This is a genomic window from Quisquiliibacterium transsilvanicum (assembly GCF_014202215.1).
GTDB classification, from domain to species: domain Bacteria; phylum Pseudomonadota; class Gammaproteobacteria; order Burkholderiales; family Burkholderiaceae_E; genus Quisquiliibacterium; species Quisquiliibacterium transsilvanicum.
In genome coordinates, this window is the sequence record NZ_JACHGB010000008.1 from 86,851 (window position 1) to 106,979 (window position 20,129).

A 20,129-nucleotide genomic window follows, 5' to 3' on the forward strand; every position below is an offset into this window, starting at 1 on the left:
CATGGCACACCCATCCGATCCAGCCCACCTTCCGCCCGACGTCTGGCGGGCCGACGTCTGGCGGGCCGACGTCTGGCGGGCCGACAGCCTCGGGCGCGTCGCCACGCCGGCGCTGTCCAGCGGTTTCGCCGCGCTCGACGCCGAACTCCCCGGTGACGGCTGGCCGCTCGGCATGCTCACCGAGCTCATCTCCCGGGAGCCCGGCATCGGCGAGCTGCGCCTGCTGGTCCCGCTGCTGCGCCAGCTCACGCGGGAACGCAAGCTGGCCATCCTGCTCGGGCCGCCCCACATTCCGTACGCGCCTGCGCTGGCAGGCTTCGGCATCGACCTCGACTACCTCCTGGTGGTGCATGCGGCAAACGCCGCCGACCGTCTCTGGGCAGTCGAGCAGGCGCTCCGGAGCACCAGCTTCGGCGCCCTGCTCGCCTGGCTGCCCCAGGACCGCACCCGGCCCGAGCATCTCAGGCGCATGCAGCTGGCCGCCCAGGGAGCGCAGGGGCCGGCCTTCCTGTTCCGTCCATTGGCGGCACAGTTCGAGCCGTCGCCCGCGCCCCTGCGGCTGCTGCTCACGCCGCGGCCCGACCAGAAGCTGTCCGTGCAGCTGCTCAAGCGGCGCGGTCCGGTCCTGGCCTCGCCGCTATTGCTCGGATTGCCGCAGCCCGTGGCTGCGATCGGCTTGCGCCCCCGGCAGGCGCCGCAGGCAGCCGTCGAGCATTCGCTCGCCACGGCGCACGCCGGCCCTCGTCCCGGCCGCCCCATGACGCTCAACTGACTGTGAGCTGCCGCACGGAGTCTCCGCGTGGGCGGCGCCAACAGGCCGACCCAGGCCGCCCCGCCCGAAGGCCTTCCGGATGCTGTGGTTCGCCATCTACCTGCCTTGCCTCTCCAGCGAGGCAATGCGCTGTCCCGAGGCCGACCGTGAGCCGGTCGCGGTCTGCGGCCGGCTCACGGTGCTGCAGGCCAACGCGCAGGCCCGGGCGCTGGGCGTCGAGCCGGGCCTCCGGCGCGCCACTGCCCTGGCGCTCGCGCCCGGCCTGCTGCTGATCGAGCGCGACGAAGTCCGGGAACACGAAGCGCTCCGGCAGGTCGCCTGCTGGGCGCTGCAGTTCACGCCCTCGGTCTGCCTGCAGGCCGGCACGCCGGACATCCATGATTCCGGCAAACAGGCCTCGGCAACCCCGCTGGGCCTGCTGCTCGAGGTGGAGCCCAGCCTGCGGCTCTTCGGGGGGCAGGAGGCACTGCTCGCGCGCATCCGCAACGGACTCTCGGAGCAGGGCCTCACTGCGCAGATCGCCAGCGCTCCGGTGGCTGCCGGAGCCTGGCTGCTGGCCCGTCACCGGGACGGCCTGGACGCCGGCACCGACGCGCGGCTGCGCACCCAGCTGGCGGCCCTGCCCGCCGTCCTGCTCGAACAGGCGCGGCCGCACCTGGGCGCGCTGGAATCGATCGGCGCCCGCACCGTCGGAGACCTCTGCACGCTGCCGCGCGCAGGGCTGGCCCGCCGCTTCGGCAGCGCCCTGCTGTCGGAACTGGATCGCGCCTTCGGCCGCGAGCCCGAGGCGCACCGGTGGTTCGAGGCGCCCAGGGTCTTCCACGCCCGGCTCGAGCTGCTGGCGGAGGTCGCCGGCGCCGAGGCCCTGCTCTACGCGGCCCGCAGGCTGGTCGCCCAGCTGGCCGGATGGCTGGCCGCCCGCCACGCTGCGGTCAGCGCGTTCGAGCTGCACGGCGAGCACGACGACCTGCCCGCCAGCGTGTTCTCCGTCCGCCTTTCCGAAGCCAGCCGGGATGCCTCACGCCTGCTCGGCGTGCTGCGCGAAACCCTGGGGGCCAGGCGTCTGCCCGCGCCGGTGCACACACTGGTCTTGCGCTGCGATGAGGTGGTGCCGCTGGCCCCGCCCGATGGATCCCTGTTCCCGATGCCCGCGGCGGTCCGCGAGGAGCTCGGGCGGCTGATCGAACGACTGCAGGCACGGCTGGGCCGCGAGCAGGTCCAGCGCATCAGGGTGGCAGCCGACCACCGCCCCGAGATGGCGCACCGCTTCGAGACCGTGGATGAGTTCCCCGGCACACGCGGGCACGGCGCGACGCTCCGCGACGGCGGACTCCCGCGCCCGCTCTGGCTGCTCTCGCGACCCCAGGCGCTGCCGGAGCGGCAGGGACGCCCCTGGTCGGAAGGACCCCTGGCGCTGCTGGCGGGTCCCGAACGGATCGAGAGCGGCTGGTGGGACGGCGGGCTGGTGCAGCGCGACTACTTCATCGCCGCCGACGAAACCGGACGGATGCTCTGGATCTATCGCCAGCGCCTTGCCGACCTCGACGGCCGGCAGGGCTGGTTCGTGCACGGAAGCTTCGGTTGAAGCCCGCTCAGATCGACGACGACTGCTGCCCGCCCTGGCGCTCGAAACGCTCCTGGCAGGGAACGCAGCGCAGCGCGAGCGGCTGCGCGCGCAGCCGCTCCTCCGGGATCTCCTCGCCGCAGCTGGCGCACATCCCATAGCTGCCTTCGCCGATCGCGACCAGCGCCGCGTCGATCGCGCGCAGCTCGGCGATGTCGCGCCCGGCCTCCGCCAGGTCGAGGCTGCTCTCACCGGATGCGAACGCCTGGTCGCCGTAGTCGCCGCCGGCGTTCATGCCGCCCGCATCGTCGGCCGCGTCGCCCAGCTTCTCCGACACCTCGCCCCGCAGCCTGCGCGCCCTCGATGCCAGCGCGCGTTCCAGTGCCTTGAGTTCTTCCTGCGCCAATGCCATTACGTTCCCTCGAGAATGGATGTGCCTGCCTCATGCAATGATAGCCCCAAGGGACGCAGCGACAGCGAGCGGAAGCTGCCCCGCTGACCGCCCGACGCCGCCGCTCCCAGACCAGGACCGCACAGATGCCCGGCTACATCCTCGCCATCGACCAGGGGACCACCAGTTCACGCACCATCCTGTTCGATGCGCAGGGCAATGCGGTGGCCACCGCGCAACGGGAGTTCGCCCAGCACTTTCCGCAGCCCGGCTGGGTCGAGCATGACGCCAACGAGATCTGGGCCACCCAGCAGGCGACCATGTACGAGGCGCTCGCCCGGGCGCGCGTGCGCCCCGCGGAGATCGCTGCGATCGGCATCACCAACCAGCGCGAGACCACGCTGCTGTGGGACCGCAAGACCGGCGAGCCGGTCGGCCGCGCCATCGTCTGGCAGGACCGCCGCACCGCGCCCATGTGCGAACGCCTGAAGGCGCAGGGGCGCGAAGCGGAGGTGTCGCGTCGAACCGGCCTGCTGCTCGATCCGTATTTCTCCGGCACCAAGCTCGCCTGGCTGCTCGACGAAGTGCCCGGCGCCCGTGAGCGCGCCACAGCCGGCGAGCTAGCCTTCGGCACCATCGACAGCTGGCTCGCCTGGAAGCTGACCGACGGCGCCGTCCACGTCACCGACGTCTCCAACGCCAGCCGCACGCTGCTCGCCAACCTCGAGACCGGCGACTGGGACGACGCGATGCTCGAGATGCTCGACGTTCCGCGCGCCTGCCTGCCCGCCATCCGGGACTCCAGCGTGGTGCTCGCCGAAGTGCGCATCGGCGACGCGCAGGTGCCGCTGGCGGGGATGGCCGGCGATCAGCAGGCGGCGCTGTTCGGCCAGGGCTGCTTCCGGCCGGGCATGGCGAAGAACACCTATGGCACCGGCTGCTTCATGCTGATGAACACCGGCAGCGAGCCCCTGCACTCGCGGCACCGCCTGCTGACGACGGTCGCCTGGCGCGGCCGCGCCGCCAGCGGCGACGACCGCCTGCGCTATGCGCTCGAGGGCAGCGTGTTCGTCGCGGGCGCAGCGGTGCAGTGGTTGGGCGACGGACTCGGGCTGATCCAGCGCTCGGCCGACGTCGAGGCCCTCGCGGCCAGCGTTCCGCACACCGACGGCGTCTATTTCGTGCCTGCCTTCGCCGGTCTCGGCGCGCCGCACTGGGACGCGCATGCGCGCGGCACCATGGTGGGACTGACGCGCGGCTCGACCCGGGCGCACATCGCCCGCGCAGTGCTCGAATCGATCGCCTACCAGAGCGCGGATGTGCTCGATGCGATGCAGAAGGACAGCGGCCAGCCGTTGCTCGAGCTGCGCGTCGACGGAGGCGCGACCGCCAACGACCTGCTGATGCAGTTCCAGGCGGACCTGCTGCGGGTGCCTGTGGTGCGCCCGAAAATGACCGAGACGACGGCGCTGGGCGCCGCCTCGCTGGCGGGGCTCGCGGTGGGGTTCTGGAGCTCCGCCGAAGAGGTTGCCGCCAACTGGAAGGCAGACCGCGTCTTCGAGCCTGCGATGGACCCGGGCCGCGCCCAGGAGCTGCAGCACCATTGGCGCCGCGCGGTCGAGCGTTCCAGGAACTGGGCGGACGAGGAACCCGTTGGCGGCTGAGCGAGGACTGCCGCTGTCCAGCGGGCCGCCGCTTCAGCCCGGGGAGATCCGCTCCACCGCGTCGGTGATCAGCCCGTCGATTCCCCAGGCGTCGAGCGCGGCGGCGCGCGCCGGATCGTTCACCGTGTAGGCGAGCACTTTCAGGCTCTCGGCATGCGCCCGCGAAATCGTCGCTTCGTCCAGCGCGCTTTCCTGGACCACCAGCGCCGCGCAGCCCAGCTCGCGGCAGCGCGCGGCCCAGTCGTGCGGCACATCCTGGAGCAGCAGCGCGCGCGGCAGCCGGGGCGCTGCGCGCCGCGCCGCCTCCAGCGCCTCCACCGAGAACGAGGACAGCAGCGGCGGCACCGAGGCAGCGTCCCAGAGACGCTCGGCCTCGATCGCCACTGCGGCGCCGGTCTCCCGCTCGCGCCCAGGGCAGGGCTTGATCTCGAGGTTGGCGTGCAGTCCGTTGGCCCGCAGCCAGGCCGCGGCGCGCGCCAGCGTGGGGACGCCCTCGCCTGCGTATCGCGCCGAATGCCAGGAGCCGGCATCGAGCCGCATCAGGTCTGCCAGCGAACTCGCCGCCACCCGTCCGCGGCCGTCGGTGGTCCGCTCCAGGGTCTCGTCATGCATCAGCACCAGCACGCCGTCGCCGGAGAGCTTCGCGTCCAGCTCGAACATCAGATAGCCGAACGCCGCGCCTTCCCGCAGTGCCGCCAGCGTGTTCTCCGGCGCGCGCAGCCCGGCGCCACGATGCGCGATGCGCGCCGGATAGGGCCACGCAGCCGGCGCGGCCGGGCTCATCAGGCGAGCTTCTGGAGCATTGCGCCCATCGCCCTGTGCACCGCGTCGATGGCCTTCAGCGGGCGCACCATCACCTTGAAGTCGACGATGCGGCCCTCGTCGTTCCAGCGCACGATGTCCACCCCGTTGACCTGCACGCCGTCGAGCTCGGTCGAGAACTCGAGCATCGCATCGCGTCCGCCGACGATCTCGCGCAGGTAGGTGAAGCTGTCGTTGTTCAGCACCCCCAGCGCGGCCTCGAGGTACTTCGCGGTGATCGCCTTGCCCCGCTGCGGCGTGTGCACGACCGGCGAGTGGAACACCACCTCGTCGTCGAGCAATGCGCGCATGCCCGCCATGTCCCGCTCGCGCACCACGCGGTGCCATTCGCCGATGATCCCGTTGCCGGTCGTGCCCGCCATCTTCACTCTCCCCGTCGTGAGGCACCTGAAGTGCCCGGTTGTTCGATTTCAGGCGCGAGCCCGAGCCATGCTGCGGCTCCCCTGCCCGCCGCCAAGCCACTCGCGAAGACGGCTGTGATGAGGTAGCCGCCAGTGGGCGCCTCCCAGTCGAGCATCTCGCCGGCGCAGAATACGCCGGGCAGCCGCCGCAGCATCAGCCCCGCGTCGAGCTCGGCGAAGGGCACGCCCCCGGCGCTGCTGATCGCCTCCGCGACCGGGCGCGCGGCGACCAGTCGCAGCGGCAGCCGCTTGATGGCGGGCGCCAGCCGATCCGGGTCGCCAAGCGTTCCCTCGTCGAGCAGTTCGCGCAGCAGCGCGGCCTTGACGCCCTCGAGCCCGGCGCGCACCCGCAGGTGATTCGACAGCGATCGTCCGCCGCGCGGCCGCGACAGCGCCTCCCGCAGGCGCTCCTCGCTGCGATCCGGCGCCAGGTCGAGATGCAGCACCGCGGACCCGGAGGCCTCGATGCGGTCGCGCAGCATCGCCGAGAAGGCGTACACGAGACTGCCTTCGATTCCGGTGGAAGTGACGATGAACTCGCCCCGCCGGCGCTGCGCCTGCCCAGCGGGGTCCGGACACGCGAGTTCCACCGACTTCAACGGATGGCCGGCAAAGCGGCCGGCAAAATGGGCGCTCCAGCCGACGTCGAAGCCGCAGTTCGATGGCCGCAGCGGCGCCGAATGGACGCCGCGCGCCTCCAGCAGTGGCACCCAGGCGCCGTCGGAACCGAGCCGCGGCCAGCTCGCGCCGCCCAGCGCGAGAACGACGGCATCCGCGCTCACCAGCGCCTCCCCATCCGGCGCATCGAAGACCAGCTCTTCGTCCGACCAGCCGCGCCAGCGATGGCGCATGTGGAAACGCACGCCGGCCGCGCGCAGCCGGTGGAGCCAGGCGCGCAACAGCGGCGCGGCCTTCATTCCCGCGGGGAACACCCGGCCCGAGCTTCCCACGAAGGTCTCGATTCCCAGCGCGTGGACCCAATCGACCAGCGCCGAGGAGCCCATGGCCCGCAGCATCGGCTCGACGTGGACCGCGGCCTCGCCGTAGCGGGCGAGGAAGGCCTGCTCAGGCTCCGAGTGGGTGATGTTGAGCCCGCCTTTGCCTGCGAGCAGGAATTTCCGCCCCACCGAAGGCATCGCATCGTAGACATCCACCGCCGCGCCGGCCTGCGCGAGCGTCTCCGCAGCCATCAGACCGGCCGGCCCGCCCCCGACGATCGCGACCCGTGCGGGCGCCGCGCCCGACCCCGGCACGGCCTCCTGCCCCGCCGCCTGGCCTCCAGCCGACCTCATTCGACCACGCGCCCGCGCATCGCCTTGACCTGTCCCCGCTTGACCTTTCCTTCCACCCGCCGCACCTGCGAGCTGCGCGTCGGCCGCGTCGGGCGGCGTTCCGGGGCCACATAGGCCGCCAGGGCCACCATTTCGCGCAGGCGTGCCAGGCCATCCTCGCGGTTGCGCTCCAGGCTGCGGAAACGCTGCGCCTTGATGACGACCACCCCGTCGGCGGTGATGCGCTGATCGCTGAGCTCCAGCATCCGCGCCTTCAGCTCCTCTGGCAGCGAAGAGGCGCGGATGTCGAAACGCAACTGGACGGCGTTGGAGACCTTGTTGACGTTCTGCCCGCCCGCCCCCTGCGCGCGGATGGCGGAGAACTCGATCTCCTCCTCCCGGATCGCGGGAAGGAACGGGGCAGCCATCACTGTCCGGATCGGCCGGTGTCGGTGGCGGACTGCCCGCCGTCGGCGCCCTGGCCCTCGGCTGCGCCGCCCTCGGCGCTATCGCCGGGCTGGTCTGCGGCTTCGCCTTCGAGCGGCTGCTCGCCGGCGTCGTCCGGACCGATGCCGGATGCGCGGTCCTGCTTGCGCTTGAGCTTGTCCTCCTTCTTGCGCTTCTTCTCCAGCTCGAGTTGCCGCTTGCGATACGAGAAATTGGTGGCCAAGTTCCGGTCCTCCCGAAAAGGGTGCTGCGATGGCGGGACGCCGGTCGGCGAACCCGGTCCCCCGGGAAGCGCACGGGCGGACATTCCTTCATTATCGACGATGCCGGGTCATCGGAACGAGCGACCGTGCGTTATAGGCTTAGGCCACATTCGATCGGAGTCCCGCATGACCGTTACAAGACGTTTCGTCCTCGCCGCCGCGCTCGCCCTTGCGGCCGCCGCCCCCGTGCATGCCGCCGACGTCGGGGTCTCGGTCAGCGTCGGGCAGCCCGGCTTCTACGGTCGCATCGATATCGGCAACTACCCCCAGCCCCGCCTGATCTACCTGGAGCCGCGGATCGTGTCGCCGGCGCCCCAGGCCGCCTCGCGGCGCCCGATCTACCTGCACGTTCCTCCCGGCCATGCGAAGGACTGGGGCAAACATTGCGGCAAGTACGCCGCCTGCGGCCAGCCGGTCTACTTCGTGGATGATCGCTGGTATCAGGAGGTGTACTCGCCGGAGTACCGAAAGCGGCATCAGAGCGGCAAGCGCGAGGCCTATCGCAGCGACGACGGTCGGCGTCATGACGGCCGGAGAGACGATGACCGGCAATATGACGGCCGACGTGACGAGCGCCGGATGGACCGTCGCGACGACGGCCAGCGTTACGAGGAACGTCGGCGCGAGCAGCGCCTGGACCGCGGCGACCAGCGCCGGGACGAGCGGCGCGGCGCCCAGGGGCGGCAGGACGACGGCAAGGGCAAAGGCAACGGCGGCGGCAAGGGCAAGGGCCGCGACGACTAGATCGATCGCATCGGCGCATCCGTTCCACCGAGCTAGGAAGCGTCCGGCCTGCGCACCGGCGGCGCCGGCCGGGTACCGCCCCCGCCGGCGCTCCGCGTCAGCCACTGCACCGCCAGCGTCGTCGCCAGCGCGGTCGCGAAGGCCGCCACCAGGTCGAGCCGAGGCAAGGCCAGCGCCAGCGCGAGGCAGAAGGCCCCGAAAGACCACATGCCGGTGGCCATCGCCCGCAGCAGCGCAAGAACGAACTCCGGACCGTAGGCGCGGTGGGAGGACACCGACAGCACCAGGCTGAGCACCGGAAAGACGGAGAGCACGCCGCTCCAGGCCGGCCCGATGCCGGCCGCGAGACCGGTCACTGCGACGGTCAGCGCCGCGCCCGCCGCCATCCGAAGCCACAGATCCCAGCCCGGTGCGGCTCGCACGGCAACGACCGCGACGGCGCGTGGCAGCAGTCTCGGCGCCGCCAGCAGCGCTGCCCCGGCCAGCGCGACCGACAATGGCAGCGAGAGCGGCAGCCTGACCAGCAGTTGCGCTGCGACGAACCAGGCGCACAGCCCGATGAGGAGCGCGCCCAGCCAGCCGCGCTGCCGGCAGACGCGCCCGTAGGTGACGCTGAACGCGAAGGCCGACAGGATCGCCGCCAGCGACGCCGTCGCTGCACGTGCGCCGAACTCGATGCCAAGCTCGAGCGACAGGAAGTACAGGATCGGCCCGGCGACCACCGGCAGTCCGGCGAGCCAGCCCGCGACCGACGGGCCCCACCGCCGGCCGGCCAGCGTCACCAGCGCCAGGAAGCCCGGTACCAGCAGCAACTTCAGCAGCAGCATCGACGCCCAAGACCGAGCAGCGATGCAGCGGCGCGCTTCAAGACTTGCCCGCCAGTTCGCGCAGGAGTTCGGCGGCGGCGAGCTCGCGGCAGCCGCTCGCGTTCTGCCCCGACCAGAGCGGCGAGAACTCTCCGCTGCCGCGCGCCTCCGCGGCGGCGCGCAGCGGCGCTGCCGCCGATGCAGCCAGAGGAAACTCCGGTGCGAGCGGGCTGATCGGCCCGAACTCCCGGATGAAACGATTGACGATTCCGCGCGCCGGACGGCCGGTGAACACGTTGGTAAGCGCGGTATGGCGCGCGCCTTCGCTGCGAAGCGCCGCCCGGTGCAGCGCGCTGGTGCCGGCCTCCGGGCAGAGCAGCCAGACGGTGCCGAGCTGCGCCCCCGCCGCGCCCATCGCCAGCGCCGCCGCCACCCCCGCCGCATCGGCAATCCCGCCGGCCGCGATGACGGGCACGCGAACCGCGCGCACCACCTGCCTGAGCAGCGCAATGCTGCCCATCTGCAGGCTCAGGTCGTCCGACAGGAAGTGGCCGCGGTGTCCGCCGGCCTCGAGCCCCTGCGCCACGATCGCATCGGCGCCATGGGCCTCGAGCCAGCGCGCCTCCTCCACCGTGGTGGCCGAGGAGAGCACTTTCGAGCCCCAGGACTTGATGCGCGCCACCAGTTCCGGCGACGGCAGGCCGAAGTGGAAACTCACCACCGGCGGCCTGAAGGGCTCGAGCAGATCGGCTGCGTCCGTGTCGAACGGCCGTCGGCCGGGCCCGGCCGGAATACCCCCGGGGTCGATGCCGAACTCCGCGTAGCAGCTGGCGAGGGCATTCCGCCAGGCGAGTTCGCGCGCCGCATCGGGCCGGGGCGCCGCGTGGCAGAAGAAGTTCACGTTCCAGGGGCCGCGCGCCCGCGCTGCGAGCGCCTCGAGCTCCGCGCGCATCGCCTCCGGCGACAGCATCGCGCAGGGCAGCGAACCGAGCCCGCCCGCGTTCGATACCGCGAGGGCGAGCGCGCTGCCCTGGACGCCTGCCATCGGCGCCTGCACGATGGGCAGCGCCACTCCGATCAGCTCCCGCAGGCTCGACATCGCGCTCCCTCCTCGCTGGCGCGGCGTGCCGCGACGCGGACTCACACCGCTGCTGGCGAAACGATACACCCGCTCGCCGAAGGGCCGGCCCTCGACGGCGCGTTAAAATCGCAGCCTGCCCCGCACGTCCCGCGCGGACGCGTCCGTGACGCCCCGCCAGCCTCGTGCAGGGTTCTCGCCCGCCCGGCACCGGCGCGTACGCGCCGTCGTCCCGCCCTCGATCCGGGCTGCGGGCGCCGGGCGATCAACCTGCGTCCCGGAGCGGACCGCCGCGCGCGCCCGCTCCAGCCTGCCCCGAGGACTCCCGATGACCCTGTCGCGTTCCCTGTCGCGTTCCCTGTCCGGACTCTTCCTGTCCGCCTTCCTGATCCTCTCCGCCTCTGCGGCCGATGCCCGCCAGATGATCAGCATCGACCGCCCCGAGGTGAACATGCGCACTGGCGCAAGCACCCGCGACGCCCCCCTCTGGACCCTGAGCGCCGGATACCCGCTGCTGGTGATCGGCCAGCAGGGGCAGTGGTACAAAGTGCGGGACTTCGAGAACGATGAAGGCTGGGTGTACCGCCCGCTCACGGCGAAGAAGCCGCATCATGTGGTGAAGTCGAAGATCGTCAACCTTCGCAGCGGCCCGGGAACGAAGCACACGGTGGTCGGAAAGGCGGAGTACGGCGAGGTGCTGCGCACCCTGGGCCGGCGCGCAGACTGGGTGCGGGTCCGGACTTCCGGAGGCCAGATCGGCTGGATCTCCGGTCGGCTTCTCTGGGGCTGGTAGAAAGTCACGCGCCCCGGCTGCGGCCCGCGCAACGCGAAAGAGCGAGGCCGCTGCGGCCTTCGTCCGCTCAGCGCGGCAGCGCCACACCCGCGCAGCGTGGGCAGAGGCAGGCCTCTCCGCGCAACGCCTGAGGAACGCGCTCGAGCGCAGCCGGGTCGATGACCACCGCCGAACACCAGCAGTCGACGTCGAAGCTGCCGCAGGCGGCGGGCGCGCAGCCGTTGGGCCCGCCGCACACCGGGCACCGTCCGTTCGGCTTCGGGCTCAGGCCCGGCGACGCGCGGTCGGCAGGCGCAGTCATGCGCGCACCAGCGGCAGCGCCGAGAGTTCGATTTCCCGCCCCCACAGCGCGCCCATCAGCTCGCGCGCGGCAGGCAGCGGCCCGCTGGTGAAGAAGCGCTCAGTGCCGGTGCGCCAGGGCGCCGGCGGGACATCCCGCAAGTCGGCCAGCGGGGCATCGCGCGCGACCGCCTCACCCAGGCGCCTGCTCAGCTCGCGCGCCACGGCCCCGGACGGATCGACGATCGACACGTCCGGGCCGGCGAGCTCGCGGATCATCGGCGCGAGGAAGGGATAGTGGGTGCAGCCCAGCACCAGCGTGTCCGCGCCGGCGGACAGCAGCGGATCGAGATAGGACTGCAGGAGACCCCGGGTGACCGCGCCCTGCAGGTCACCGCCTTCCACCCGGTCGACCAGGCCCGGACAGGGCTGCAGCAGGATCCGTGCCTCGTGCCCGTGCAGGTCGCAGAGCCTCGACACGCTCGGACTCTCCAGCGTGCGGCGGGTGGCAAGCACCCCGACCACCCCGCTGCGGGTCAGCGCGACCGCCGGCTTGATGGCCGGCTCCATTGCAATGATGGGCACCGGGCACCAGGAGCGCAGCGATTTCGCTGCGACCACGGTCGCGGTGTTGCAGGCGATCACGATGGCACGCGCGCCGGCCCCGACCAGGAACTCGACGATCGCGGTGGCGCGGGCCTCGATGTACCGGGTCGAGCGGTCGCCATAGGGAGCGTGTCCGGAGTCGGCGACGTACAGCAGGGGCTCGCCCGGCAGGTGCATCCGGACCTCGCGCAGCACCGACAGGCCGCCGACCCCTGAATCGAAGACGCCGATCACCGACGGCTCACGCCAGCTTCGCCCCGTGCTGCGCGAGCAGTTCGCGGAGCACGGAACGGTGGCACTGCGACTCGTCCTCGCAATAGCAGCCCACCGAAAAATCCGCATGGTGCGACAGCGCGGCGAGCAGGTCGAGGGTGCGGCTACGATCGGGCGCGGACATCTCCGCGCGGTATTTCTTCATGAAGGCCCGCCAGTCCTCGGGCGTGCGCGCCTGCTGGGCCATCTTCACGGTCTCGGCGGCTGGCGACAGCTCCGGATACCAGACGTCGTACCAGTTGCCGGACGCGAACTCATCCCTGGGCACGCCACGCGGCGGGCGCCGCACCGTCCCGATCCGGGTGCCCTCGCCCTCGACACGCGCACTGCCGAGCCTCACGACCCGAACGACCACGACATTCTCCCTGCCCTCGACAGGCGCAATGTTAATGCCAGCCGCCCGCGCCGTCCCGCCTGGTGGGTCATGCGTCGAACAGCCCGGGCTGCGCGCCGAAGCGGGCGCCCTCGATCGCGAGCATGCGCAGCTTGGTGCGCACGCCCCCCGCTGCCGAGAAGCCCCCGGAGCCGCCACCGGCCGCCAGCACCCGGTGGCAGGGCACCACCGGCGCGAAGGGGTTGTCGCCGAGCGCGCGGCCGACCGCCCGCGCGGCGCCGGGCTCGCCCAGGCGCGCCGCAAGCTCGCCGTAGGTCGTCGTGGCGCCGTAGGGCAGTTCGCGCAGCAGCGCGTAGACGCGCCGGGGAAAAGCGCCGACCCCGCTCTCGTCGAGGCGGATCGAGCGCAGGTCGTCAGCCTCGCCTGCCAGTGCCGCGGAGATCCGCCGGACCGCCTCGAACACTTCCACCGGCGGCTCGCACTCCTCGACGCCGGCAAAGCGCGCCCGCATCCGCGCGCGCGTGGCGGCCTCGTCCGCTTCCGGCAGCTGCACGCCGGTCAGCCCGTCGACGCTCCATGCCACCGCGCATCGGCCGATCGCGGTGTCGAAGAGGCAAAGGCCCACGGTGCCCATGTCAGGCGCACGCTCATTCCGGCCGCGTGCCGGCCAGCGTGATGCGATGCATCTCGCGCCGGAAGCCGTGATAGTCGTTGACCGGGTTGTGCAGCGCGCAGCGGTTGTCCCACAGCGCCAGCGATCCCGGCTCCCAGGAGAAGCGGCAGGTGAACTCCGGACGCACCTGGTGCTCGTGCAGGAAGCGCAGCAGCGGCGCGCTCTCCTCCTGGCTCATGTCCCGGAAGCGCAGCGTGTGCGCGACGTTCACGTAGAGCGCGCGGCGGCCGGTTTCGGGATGGGTGCGCACCACCGGGTGTTCCGCGAGGTACTCACGAGGCGCCTCCTGCTGCCCATGGTCGCGCACCCGATCTTCGCGGGTGCGCGAGACGTCCGCCTTGGCCGAGCTGTTGACCCCGACCAAGCCGTCGAGCATCCGCCGCATGCCCGGCGACAGCGCCTCGTAGGCCAGGTACTGGTTGGCCCAGAGGGTGTCGCCGCCATAGGGCGGCACCTCGCGGGCCAGCAGCATCGAGGCCATCGGCGGCACCTCGAGGTAGGCGGTGTCCGTGTGCCAGATGCCGCCGAAATTGACCCGCTCGTGGGGCAGTTTCACCACCTCGATGATCTCCGGAAACCCGGGCATCCCCTTGACGAAGGGATACTCGACCGGCTCGCCGATCGCGCGCGCGAAGCGCATGAACTGTTCCGGGCTCAGCGGCTGATCCCGGAAGAAGACCACCAGGTGCTCCAGCCACGCCGCGCGGATCTCGCGCACGAGGGCATCGGGCAGCGGGCTGCGCAGGTCCACGCCCTCGATGACAGCGCCCAGGGCGCCGGCGATGCGGCGCAGCTTCACGCCAGATCCTCGTAGCCGGCGTAGGAGTGCTTGAGCGTGGCGTGGTTGAGCAGCACCTCCGCGCGCAGCCGCTTGCCGTCCGGATCGAAGATGCTCGAGCGCACCCAGTAGGACTCGGTGCGCTTGCTCTCGGACAGGGCCACGATCTCGCGCCGGATCAGGTAGTCCTGTCCGACGAACAGCGGCCCGTCCACCATGCGGATCTCCTGGTCGGCGAACAGGCCCACCGCGGGCCCCTTGACGGGGAAGCGCGCGCTGCGGTTCGAGTATTCGGCCAGCACGCTGATCATCTCCATCGGGATGATCGCCCTGCCCCACGGCGTGGACGCGGGATCCGAGTACCAGGGCGAGCTCTCGGTGATCTTGGCGAGCTTCTGGTTCAGCGAGAAGGGATAGAGATTGCCCATGTGCTGATCGGCGTCCATGCGCACCAGCTCGTCTTCGGCGCCCTTCATCCCGACCGCGAGGTCGGCCAGGATCACCAGGCGCTGCGGCGGGCGCAGCTGCGCCATCCGCTGATCCAGCAGTGTCTGCCCGTGGCCGGACCCGAGACTGGCGCTGGCCTCGAGCACCGGCGTGCCGTCGGCCTTCTGCGCCCAGGCGCGGGTGAGCGTCGCCCCCTCCGCCGGAATCTCCACGAAGGCCCTCACCTCCTCGCCCTCGACCACCATGTTCTGGTAGTGCGCCGACATGCAGCCGCGCTCGAACCAGGCCGGCCCCCAGAGCTTCGCCATCAGCGGCGCGAACTGGCTGAAATGGGTGGGCCCTTCGATCGGCCCCGCCCTGAAGCCCAGCTTCTCCGCCATCGAGTCGTCATGGATCGAGGCGTGGCCGCCGTACTCCTGTTCGGCGAGCATCTGGAGCGGCTTGCGCAAGGGGCCGCACAGGGCCAGCGGGGTGTCGAAGCTCATGGGACGTCGTCTCCTCTTGTTCCGTGTGTAGGTGCCTGGACTGCCGGGACATCTTTGCACAGGCCGCGCCGCTTAGCATTTACTTAGCGATCCGTGAATGAAGTTTTAGGAAACGGCGCAAGCCTCCGTCCCTAGACTCCTTGAACGCGTCGGGCAGGCGCCGCGACGCACCAACGCACACCGAGGAGCTTCGACGATGGACATCGTTTCACGCATGGCAGCAGCGGCCCGCGCCACCCCCAGGTACGACATGTACGCTGGCATCCACAAGGCGCTGCGCGCCTTCATGGGCGACACGCTTGCGATGGTCGGCCGATGCGACTGGCAGGACGAGATCGACGCCAGCCGCACACTGGCCCAGCTGGGCGAGCTGCTCGCCGTCTGCGAAGTGCACGTGCATGACGAGAACGTCTTCGTCCACCCGGCAATCGAGGCGCGCCGGCCCGGCGTCAGCGCCCGGGTGGCCGGAGAGCATGAGCATCACCTGGAGGAGATCCATGCGCTGCGGCAGGCCGTCGCCGAGCTCGGCCGGCTGCGGGGCGCCGCGCGCGGGCCGGCTGCCCACGCGCTCCAGCTCGAGCTTGCGCTGTTCGTCGCTGCGAACTTCGTGCACATGAACCACGAGGAGACGGTGCACAACGCGGCGCTTCGGGAGGCCTACACGGATGCGGAGCTCGCGGCGATCGAGGCCGCGCTGGTGGCCACGATCCCGCCCGAGGCGATGGAGCTGATCGCGCCCTGGATGCTGCGCAACCTGTGCCACCAGGAGCGCGTCGCGCTGCTCTCCGGCATGCGCCAGGGCGCGCCGGCCGAGGTCTTCGAGGGCATGCTTGCGCTTGCTGCGTCGCAGCTGCCGGCGCGCGACTGGGCGAAGCTTGCGCAGGCGATCGACGTGCCGCTGGCGCGCGCGGCGTAGGCGGCCGTAAACGGCATAGACGGCCCGGGCGGCACAGGCGCCCGGGCAGCCTCAGCGCTCCTCGACCAGTACCAGCTGCCGATCGGTGACCAGCTGGTACAGGCCACGCCCCACGCGCCGGATCTGCAGCGGACCGGCCCAGTCGGCAAGGCGGCGCTGCAGCAGCAGCAGCCGCACCGCGAGGTTGTCCTGCACGTCGGGCAGCCGCAGCCGCCTGCCCTCCAGCCGCAGCTCCCGTGAAGTGAATGCGGTGCGGCCGCTGACAACCGCATCGTTCGCCAGTTTCCAGAGGATGGCTCCGGCGACCCCCTTGATCAGGTAGGAATCGTCGATGAAGACGCTGTCGTCGCGCGCGTAGTGGCGGATCCGCAGCGGCGGGCCCGCGGCGCCGGCGCCCGCGGCAGGTACTGGCGCGAGGTCGTGCGCGCGCAGCGCGTGAACATTCTCGCCCTCCTCGGGCTGCAGCGTGAGCAGCGCCTGGGCCAGCTGCGCGCACAGCAGCGCGAGTGCGTCCTCGTCGTCGTAGCCGAAGAACTGATCGCTCTCGCTCTCGACCAGCAGCACCCCCACGCTGCGCCCGCGCGCGCGCAGCGGCACCGCGAGCTGGCTGCACGGCGTCGCGAGGCCCGGCAGCGGAATCTCCGCGCGCATCGCCGCCTCGATGCCCAGGTCCTGGGCCTGGGCGAGCAGGGTCCTGCCGTAGCGGTACATCCGCGCCATGTGCCCGATCCGGATCGGCACGCCCTCGCGCAGCGCGACGCCGGCCAGCCCAGCGTCGTCCATCGGCAGCTCGGCGCCGGTGCCCGCCTGCGCATAGCCGCGGCTCGCGATCGCGAACAGCATGCCGCGCCGCTCGTCGAGCAGCCACAGGATCGCGTGATCGATCCGCAAGTCCCGGCCAAGACCGTCCATCGTCGCCTGGAGCACCGAGGCAAGGTCCTCGCAGTCGGCCAGGCGCCGGGAGACGGCTCGCGCGGCGGCGGCCAGGTCGCAGCGGGCGGCCAGCACCGGCAGCGCCTTCACCTGCTGGATCCGATTCACCTCCAGCACGCGATAGATGTCCGCCCCGCGCAGCCGGAACACTTTCTCCATGCCGCTGTGCGCCGCGATTCCGGCGAGCTTGGCGCGCAGCCGCTCGAAAGTCGGGCCCTCGGTCTCGGTGCGCAGGTAGCGCAGCTGCATCTCCACCCCGGCGCCGGAGAACGGATCCTCGGCCATCAGCGCCACCCGCCCGGTGGACAGGATGTTCTCCCTGCTGCGATTCAGGAACTGGAAGCTGAGCGCCACATGCTCGTCGTCGACGTACTCGGCATGCGACAGCAGGTTCGCATGAGGCACGCCGTCGGCGGAGACGCTGCAGATCGACGGCGGGATCATGCCGTCGAGGATGCGCCGAACGTCGCGCAGCGTCAGCCCGGATCGTTCGCCAGAGGGCGCGTTCACGGCAGCAGCTCCACGGGGGCCCCGGCCCCCGGTCCAGGCGTCTGGTTCCAGGCGCCCCAGGGAGTGAAGGTGACCGAGTACAGGTCGCCCGCGCGCGCCGCATACCAGCCCGCGATCACTGGCGAGTCCGCCGGGAATCCGTCCGCGCGCAGCGAGCTCACCAGGGCCGCGCGCCGCTCAGCGAGCAGCGCGTCGCAGCCGGCGTCGACCCGCTCGACGACCGCATCGCGCCCCTTCATGTGCAGCGTCCGGTTGGTCTCCGGCGAGACCATCAGCGCCGCCACCTGGCCGGTGGCGCGGATGGCGTCGAGCACACGCGGCCCCGCGTCGCCGGCCATCAGGATCCGGACCCGGCCATTGGCCAGCAGCTGTGCCGCGAGGGCGCGACAGACGCTGGGCCTGCCCGCAAGGTCGCAGGCGCCCAGGCGATACGAAGTCAGCCTGGGGAAGTGCTCGATCCATTCGTCCGGGAGGGTTGGCACGGCGACCTCCTGTATCGGTTCGGATCGCCCGATGATAGGCCCTCAGACCCCTTGATCGCTGCGCGCGCGCGCAGCTGCCCGCGTCTGCGTTCGCTGCTGCCGCAGCATGAACAGCCCGGCAGCCAGCAGCAGCCCGATGCCGGCCCAGGCCAGCCCGTTGGGCACGTCTCCCCAGACCAGGTAGCCGATGAGCAGCGCCCAGAACAGGCTCACGTAACGGAACGGGGCCACGACGGAGATCTCGGCATGGCGGGTGGCCGAGATCACCGAGTGGTATCCGGTGGCCAGGCACACTGCGGCCAGGCCGAGCAGCGCGACGTCGCGCCAACCCATCGGCTGCCAGCCCTCCACCGCCAGGACCGCGCCGGCCATCAACCAGACCACGCCGGCAGTGGCGAGCGTGACCAGGATGGAAGGCGTTCCCGCCGGGATCTTCCGGGTCAGCAGGTCGCGCATCGAATAGACCACCGTGGCCAGCAGGCACAGCCAGGCATAGAGGTTGAACCCGTCGGCGCGCGGCTGGATCACCAGTAGCACACCGACGAACCCGGCGCCGATCGCGAGCCAGCGGGCGCGGTCCACCCGCTCCCGGAGGAAGACCACCGCCAGCAGCGCGATGAAGAGCGGAGACGACAGGTTGATCGCCGTGGCGTTGCCCAGCGGCAGGTGGTACAGCGCAGCCAGGTACATGAAGGTGCCGATGCCCTCGCATGCGGCGCGCAGCAGCACCCAGCCGCGCGCCACGTCCGCGATCCGCGGGAGCGCCCCCATGCGCCAGGCCACCAGCAGGATCAGCGTGATCGCCATCACCCCGCGCACCACGATCATCTGCGCCGTGGGCAGCCGCTCGCCCAGGCTCTTGATCAGCGCGTCATTGCAGATGAAGGCGGTGACCGCCAGCAGCATCCAGAGGATGCCGACCCGGTTGGCCTGGGCCCGGCGCTCCGCGGTGATCGGGGGCGTCATGCCGGCACCCGAGGGTTCGCTGCCGCGCCGGGGCCGCGCCCGCAAGGCGTCGATGCTGCGATGGCTCCTGCCGGGATCATGGGCGCAATCGGTGACTGGGACAGCGGCATTGTCGTGGCGAATCCCCTGGCGCGGCGCCGCCTCGAGGGTCGGCGCGTTCCGGGAAACGCGGCGGCCGCAGAACGGGCCGTCAGCGGTGGCAGCGAGGCGGCCACAGCGTCGGCCCGGACGCTCTGCTCAAGCGTAGTGCGCCGCGGCCCGCGTCACCTGGCCGGCGGCATCGAAGAAGAACACTTCCGCGGCAGGCCCGCGCACGCCGCGGTAGTGGATGACGACGCTGTCGGCTCCGACCAGCGTGGCGATGTGCTCGAAGCGCAGATCCGGAGCGAGCTCGAGCGCCTTGCGCCAGTACGCGCCCACCGCCTGCCGGCCCCGCAGGATGCCGGAAGTCTCGCCCGCCAACACCGCGATCCGCGGCGACGCCATCACGAAATCCTCGGTGTAGTGGGAAAGTATGCGATCCAGGTCGTGGCTGTTCCAGGCCTCGATCCATTCGTGCGCGAAGCGCTGCGCAAACTCGGGGGTCAGCATTGCCGTCTCCTTGAACGCATCGGGGTTTCCGCCGCGCACGCTGCCTCGCTCATCCGTCGACCGGCTGCGCCGGCGTCTCGAGCACCCGCTGCCAGAAACCCAGGTCCAGCCAGCGGCCGAACTTGAAGCCCGCCTGCCGGATGGTCCCCACGTGCGTGAAGCCCATCCGCTCGTGCAGCGCAATGCTGCCCGCATTCTCCATGTCGATGCCGCCCACCATCACGTGGTACTCCTGCCGCCTGGCGGCCGCGATCAGCCGCCCCAGCAGCGCGCCGCCCAGCCCGGCCGCGCGATGATCCCGGTGCACGTACACGGAGTGCTCGACGGTGTACTTGTACGCGGGCCAGGCGCGGAAGCTGCCGTAGCTCGCAAAGCCGAGCAGCCGCCCCTCGGAATCGACGGCGCCGATCACCGGGTAGCGCCCGGCCGCCTTTGCCGCGAACCAGACGTCCATGCTCTCCGGCGGACGCGGGTGGTAGTCGTACAAGGCCGTGGAGCTGACGATGGCGTCGTTGAGGATCTCGAGGATGGGCGCCGCGTGCGCGGCATGGGTGCAGTCGACGAAGCCGACGCCCGCCGGTCCACTGCCGCCGGCCGGCTGCGCCGCGCCTTCGGCCGGGCGCTCGAAGAAGTGGATGCCCGAGGGGCCGACCTCGATCCTCGCCCCCGGGCACTCGCGTGCCGCGAGTTCGGCCGCCAGCCATGCCAGGAAGGGCTCCCGCTCGAGGGTCCGGTGCGGCTCCAGCGACTGCCATTCCTGCGGGTCCGGCGCGACGACGAAAGCGATGCAGTCGCCGCCGCCGAACTCCCAGTCGAAGAGCAGCTCGCGTCCGCCAAGGT

Annotated in this window: 25 protein-coding genes; 6 read left to right on the top strand and 19 right to left on the bottom strand. The window is 71.6% G+C overall.

The window, feature by feature from the left end; translation table 11 throughout:
- Position 1 precedes the first annotated feature (1 nt).
- Together imuA and HNQ70_RS18660 are read left to right on the top strand one after the other, a co-directional pair.
- A complete protein-coding gene (imuA, locus tag HNQ70_RS18655; RefSeq protein ID WP_183970593.1) occupies positions 2-772 on the top strand; it encodes a translesion DNA synthesis-associated protein ImuA in 771 nt (256 codons plus the stop codon).
- Positions 773-851: 79 nt separating this feature from the next.
- Complete coding sequence (locus HNQ70_RS18660) at positions 852-2,357, top strand: Y-family DNA polymerase (RefSeq protein ID WP_183970594.1); 1,506 nt, start codon at positions 852-854, stop codon at positions 2,355-2,357.
- Positions 2,358-2,364: 7 nt separating this feature from the next.
- Here the strand turns inward: HNQ70_RS18660 and HNQ70_RS18665 are convergent, their stop codons facing one another.
- Positions 2,365-2,748, bottom strand: coding sequence for a TraR/DksA family transcriptional regulator (locus HNQ70_RS18665; protein WP_183970595.1), 384 nt, complete (start codon positions 2,746-2,748; stop codon positions 2,365-2,367).
- A gap of 125 nt (positions 2,749-2,873) precedes the next feature.
- Here HNQ70_RS18665 and glpK point away from each other — a divergent pair, with 125 nt between their 5' ends.
- Positions 2,874-4,391, top strand: coding sequence for a glycerol kinase GlpK (glpK, locus tag HNQ70_RS18670; protein WP_183970596.1), 1,518 nt, complete (start codon positions 2,874-2,876; stop codon positions 4,389-4,391).
- Between the two features lie 33 nt (positions 4,392-4,424).
- On the opposite strand, the gene ugpQ is transcribed toward glpK, so the two are convergent.
- From ugpQ to HNQ70_RS18695, 5 genes are read right to left on the bottom strand one after another with little or no spacing between them, the layout of a single operon-like run.
- The gene (gene ugpQ / locus HNQ70_RS18675; protein ID WP_183970597.1) at positions 4,425-5,174 is read right to left on the bottom strand and encodes a glycerophosphodiester phosphodiesterase; all 750 of its coding nucleotides are present in this window, start codon (positions 5,172-5,174) and stop codon (positions 4,425-4,427) included.
- Positions 5,174-5,575, bottom strand: a complete 402-nt coding sequence (locus tag HNQ70_RS18680; RefSeq protein WP_183970598.1) for a nuclear transport factor 2 family protein — start codon at positions 5,573-5,575, stop codon at positions 5,174-5,176. The genes ugpQ and HNQ70_RS18680 overlap by 1 nt, the downstream gene beginning before the upstream one ends.
- A gap of 2 nt (positions 5,576-5,577) precedes the next feature.
- Positions 5,578-6,906, bottom strand: coding sequence for a TIGR03862 family flavoprotein (locus HNQ70_RS18685; RefSeq protein WP_183970599.1), 1,329 nt, complete (start codon positions 6,904-6,906; stop codon positions 5,578-5,580).
- Positions 6,903-7,313 carry an alternative ribosome rescue aminoacyl-tRNA hydrolase ArfB gene (arfB, locus tag HNQ70_RS18690; protein ID WP_183970600.1) on the bottom strand — a complete coding sequence of 137 codons (411 nt, stop codon included), beginning with the start codon at positions 7,311-7,313 and terminating at the stop codon, positions 6,903-6,905. Before arfB ends, HNQ70_RS18685 begins: the two co-directional genes overlap by 4 nt.
- On the bottom strand, positions 7,313-7,555 hold the full coding sequence (locus HNQ70_RS18695; protein WP_183970674.1) for a hypothetical protein: 243 nt from the start codon (positions 7,553-7,555) through the stop codon (positions 7,313-7,315). The genes arfB and HNQ70_RS18695 overlap by 1 nt, the downstream gene beginning before the upstream one ends.
- A 166-nt stretch (positions 7,556-7,721) precedes the next feature.
- Between HNQ70_RS18695 and HNQ70_RS18700 the strand changes: the two genes are divergently transcribed.
- On the top strand, positions 7,722-8,339 hold the full coding sequence (locus HNQ70_RS18700) for a hypothetical protein (RefSeq protein ID WP_183970601.1): 618 nt from the start codon (positions 7,722-7,724) through the stop codon (positions 8,337-8,339).
- 32 nt (positions 8,340-8,371) lie between these two features.
- Here the strand turns inward: HNQ70_RS18700 and HNQ70_RS18705 are convergent, their stop codons facing one another.
- Complete coding sequence (locus HNQ70_RS18705) at positions 8,372-9,166, bottom strand: hypothetical protein (protein ID WP_183970602.1); 795 nt, start codon at positions 9,164-9,166, stop codon at positions 8,372-8,374.
- 37 nt (positions 9,167-9,203) lie between these two features.
- On the bottom strand, positions 9,204-10,244 hold the full coding sequence (locus HNQ70_RS18710; RefSeq protein ID WP_183970603.1) for an NAD(P)H-dependent flavin oxidoreductase: 1,041 nt from the start codon (positions 10,242-10,244) through the stop codon (positions 9,204-9,206).
- A 307-nt stretch (positions 10,245-10,551) separates the two neighbouring features.
- Between HNQ70_RS18710 and HNQ70_RS18715 the strand changes: the two genes are divergently transcribed.
- On the top strand, positions 10,552-11,016 hold the full coding sequence (locus HNQ70_RS18715) for an SH3 domain-containing protein (RefSeq protein WP_183970604.1): 465 nt from the start codon (positions 10,552-10,554) through the stop codon (positions 11,014-11,016).
- A 67-nt stretch (positions 11,017-11,083) separates the two neighbouring features.
- Here HNQ70_RS18715 and HNQ70_RS18720 read toward each other — a convergent pair whose 3' ends face one another.
- From HNQ70_RS18720 to HNQ70_RS18745, 6 genes are all read right to left on the bottom strand, one after another.
- Entirely contained in the window at positions 11,084-11,317 is a 234-nt protein-coding gene (locus tag HNQ70_RS18720) for a cysteine-rich CWC family protein (protein ID WP_183970605.1), read from the bottom strand.
- Positions 11,314-12,135, bottom strand: coding sequence for a glutamate racemase (gene murI / locus HNQ70_RS18725; protein ID WP_343060835.1), 822 nt, complete (start codon positions 12,133-12,135; stop codon positions 11,314-11,316). Before murI ends, HNQ70_RS18720 begins: the two co-directional genes overlap by 4 nt.
- Positions 12,136-12,142: 7 nt before the next feature.
- Positions 12,143-12,529, bottom strand: coding sequence for a DUF488 family protein, N3 subclade (locus HNQ70_RS18730; RefSeq protein WP_183970607.1), 387 nt, complete (start codon positions 12,527-12,529; stop codon positions 12,143-12,145).
- A 67-nt stretch (positions 12,530-12,596) separates the two neighbouring features.
- Positions 12,597-13,142: a methylated-DNA--[protein]-cysteine S-methyltransferase gene (locus HNQ70_RS18735; RefSeq protein ID WP_183970608.1), complete on the bottom strand. Its 546-nt coding sequence runs from the start codon at positions 13,140-13,142 to the stop codon at positions 12,597-12,599.
- A 13-nt stretch (positions 13,143-13,155) separates the two neighbouring features.
- On the bottom strand, positions 13,156-13,980 hold the full coding sequence (locus HNQ70_RS18740; protein WP_183970609.1) for a TauD/TfdA family dioxygenase: 825 nt from the start codon (positions 13,978-13,980) through the stop codon (positions 13,156-13,158).
- Positions 13,977-14,891, bottom strand: a complete 915-nt coding sequence (locus HNQ70_RS18745; RefSeq protein ID WP_183970610.1) for a hypothetical protein — start codon at positions 14,889-14,891, stop codon at positions 13,977-13,979. Before HNQ70_RS18745 ends, HNQ70_RS18740 begins: the two co-directional genes overlap by 4 nt.
- A 196-nt stretch (positions 14,892-15,087) precedes the next feature.
- On the opposite strand from HNQ70_RS18745, the gene HNQ70_RS18750 reads away from it, so the two are divergent.
- On the top strand, positions 15,088-15,807 hold the full coding sequence (locus HNQ70_RS18750) for a hemerythrin domain-containing protein (RefSeq protein WP_183970611.1): 720 nt from the start codon (positions 15,088-15,090) through the stop codon (positions 15,805-15,807).
- Between the two features lie 51 nt (positions 15,808-15,858).
- On the opposite strand, the gene HNQ70_RS20310 is transcribed toward HNQ70_RS18750, so the two are convergent.
- The 5 genes from HNQ70_RS20310 to HNQ70_RS20315 form a co-directional block, all read right to left on the bottom strand.
- The gene (locus tag HNQ70_RS20310) at positions 15,859-17,250 is read right to left on the bottom strand and encodes a GAF domain-containing protein (RefSeq protein WP_221302897.1); all 1,392 of its coding nucleotides are present in this window, start codon (positions 17,248-17,250) and stop codon (positions 15,859-15,861) included.
- Positions 17,247-17,732 carry a hypothetical protein gene (locus HNQ70_RS18760; protein ID WP_183970612.1) on the bottom strand — a complete coding sequence of 162 codons (486 nt, stop codon included), beginning with the start codon at positions 17,730-17,732 and terminating at the stop codon, positions 17,247-17,249. The genes HNQ70_RS20310 and HNQ70_RS18760 overlap by 4 nt, the downstream gene beginning before the upstream one ends.
- 42 nt (positions 17,733-17,774) lie before the next feature.
- Positions 17,775-18,698 carry a DMT family transporter gene (locus tag HNQ70_RS18765; RefSeq protein WP_183970613.1) on the bottom strand — a complete coding sequence of 308 codons (924 nt, stop codon included), beginning with the start codon at positions 18,696-18,698 and terminating at the stop codon, positions 17,775-17,777.
- Between the two features lie 237 nt (positions 18,699-18,935).
- Entirely contained in the window at positions 18,936-19,289 is a 354-nt protein-coding gene (locus tag HNQ70_RS18770; RefSeq protein ID WP_183970614.1) for a nuclear transport factor 2 family protein, read from the bottom strand.
- A gap of 49 nt (positions 19,290-19,338) precedes the next feature.
- Complete coding sequence (locus HNQ70_RS20315) at positions 19,339-19,926, bottom strand: GNAT family N-acetyltransferase (RefSeq protein WP_183970665.1); 588 nt, start codon at positions 19,924-19,926, stop codon at positions 19,339-19,341.
- Between the last annotated feature and the right edge of the window lie 203 nt (positions 19,927-20,129).

What these genes read in the sequence shown, in the direction of transcription:
- HNQ70_RS18715 (WP_183970604.1), top strand. Translation starts at nt 10,552, where the DNA reads ATGACCCTGTCGCGTTCCCTGTCGCGTTCCCTGTCCGGACTCTTCCTG.
- HNQ70_RS18700 (WP_183970601.1), top strand. Translation starts at nt 7,722, where the DNA reads ATGACCGTTACAAGACGTTTCGTCCTCGCCGCCGCGCTCGCCCTTGCG.
- HNQ70_RS18680 (WP_183970598.1), bottom strand. Translation starts at nt 5,575, where the DNA reads ATGGCGGGCACGACCGGCAACGGGATCATCGGCGAATGGCACCGCGTG.
- HNQ70_RS18745 (WP_183970610.1), bottom strand. Translation starts at nt 14,891, where the DNA reads ATGAGCTTCGACACCCCGCTGGCCCTGTGCGGCCCCTTGCGCAAGCCG.
- HNQ70_RS18735 (WP_183970608.1), bottom strand. Translation starts at nt 13,142, where the DNA reads ATGGGCACCGTGGGCCTTTGCCTCTTCGACACCGCGATCGGCCGATGC.
- ugpQ (WP_183970597.1), bottom strand. Translation starts at nt 5,174, where the DNA reads ATGAGCCCGGCCGCGCCGGCTGCGTGGCCCTATCCGGCGCGCATCGCG.
- HNQ70_RS18665 (WP_183970595.1), bottom strand. Translation starts at nt 2,748, where the DNA reads ATGGCATTGGCGCAGGAAGAACTCAAGGCACTGGAACGCGCGCTGGCA.
- HNQ70_RS18710 (WP_183970603.1), bottom strand. Translation starts at nt 10,244, where the DNA reads ATGTCGAGCCTGCGGGAGCTGATCGGAGTGGCGCTGCCCATCGTGCAG.
- glpK (WP_183970596.1), top strand. Translation starts at nt 2,874, where the DNA reads ATGCCCGGCTACATCCTCGCCATCGACCAGGGGACCACCAGTTCACGC.
- imuA (WP_183970593.1), top strand. Translation starts at nt 2, where the DNA reads ATGGCACACCCATCCGATCCAGCCCACCTTCCGCCCGACGTCTGGCGG.
- arfB (WP_183970600.1), bottom strand. Translation starts at nt 7,313, where the DNA reads ATGGCTGCCCCGTTCCTTCCCGCGATCCGGGAGGAGGAGATCGAGTTC.
- HNQ70_RS18720 (WP_183970605.1), bottom strand. Translation starts at nt 11,317, where the DNA reads ATGACTGCGCCTGCCGACCGCGCGTCGCCGGGCCTGAGCCCGAAGCCG.
- HNQ70_RS18750 (WP_183970611.1), top strand. Translation starts at nt 15,088, where the DNA reads ATGGACATCGTTTCACGCATGGCAGCAGCGGCCCGCGCCACCCCCAGG.
- HNQ70_RS18685 (WP_183970599.1), bottom strand. Translation starts at nt 6,906, where the DNA reads ATGAGGTCGGCTGGAGGCCAGGCGGCGGGGCAGGAGGCCGTGCCGGGG.
- HNQ70_RS18705 (WP_183970602.1), bottom strand. Translation starts at nt 9,166, where the DNA reads ATGCTGCTGCTGAAGTTGCTGCTGGTACCGGGCTTCCTGGCGCTGGTG.
- HNQ70_RS18660 (WP_183970594.1), top strand. Translation starts at nt 852, where the DNA reads ATGCTGTGGTTCGCCATCTACCTGCCTTGCCTCTCCAGCGAGGCAATG.
- HNQ70_RS18765 (WP_183970613.1), bottom strand. Translation starts at nt 18,698, where the DNA reads ATGACGCCCCCGATCACCGCGGAGCGCCGGGCCCAGGCCAACCGGGTC.
- HNQ70_RS18770 (WP_183970614.1), bottom strand. Translation starts at nt 19,289, where the DNA reads ATGCTGACCCCCGAGTTTGCGCAGCGCTTCGCGCACGAATGGATCGAG.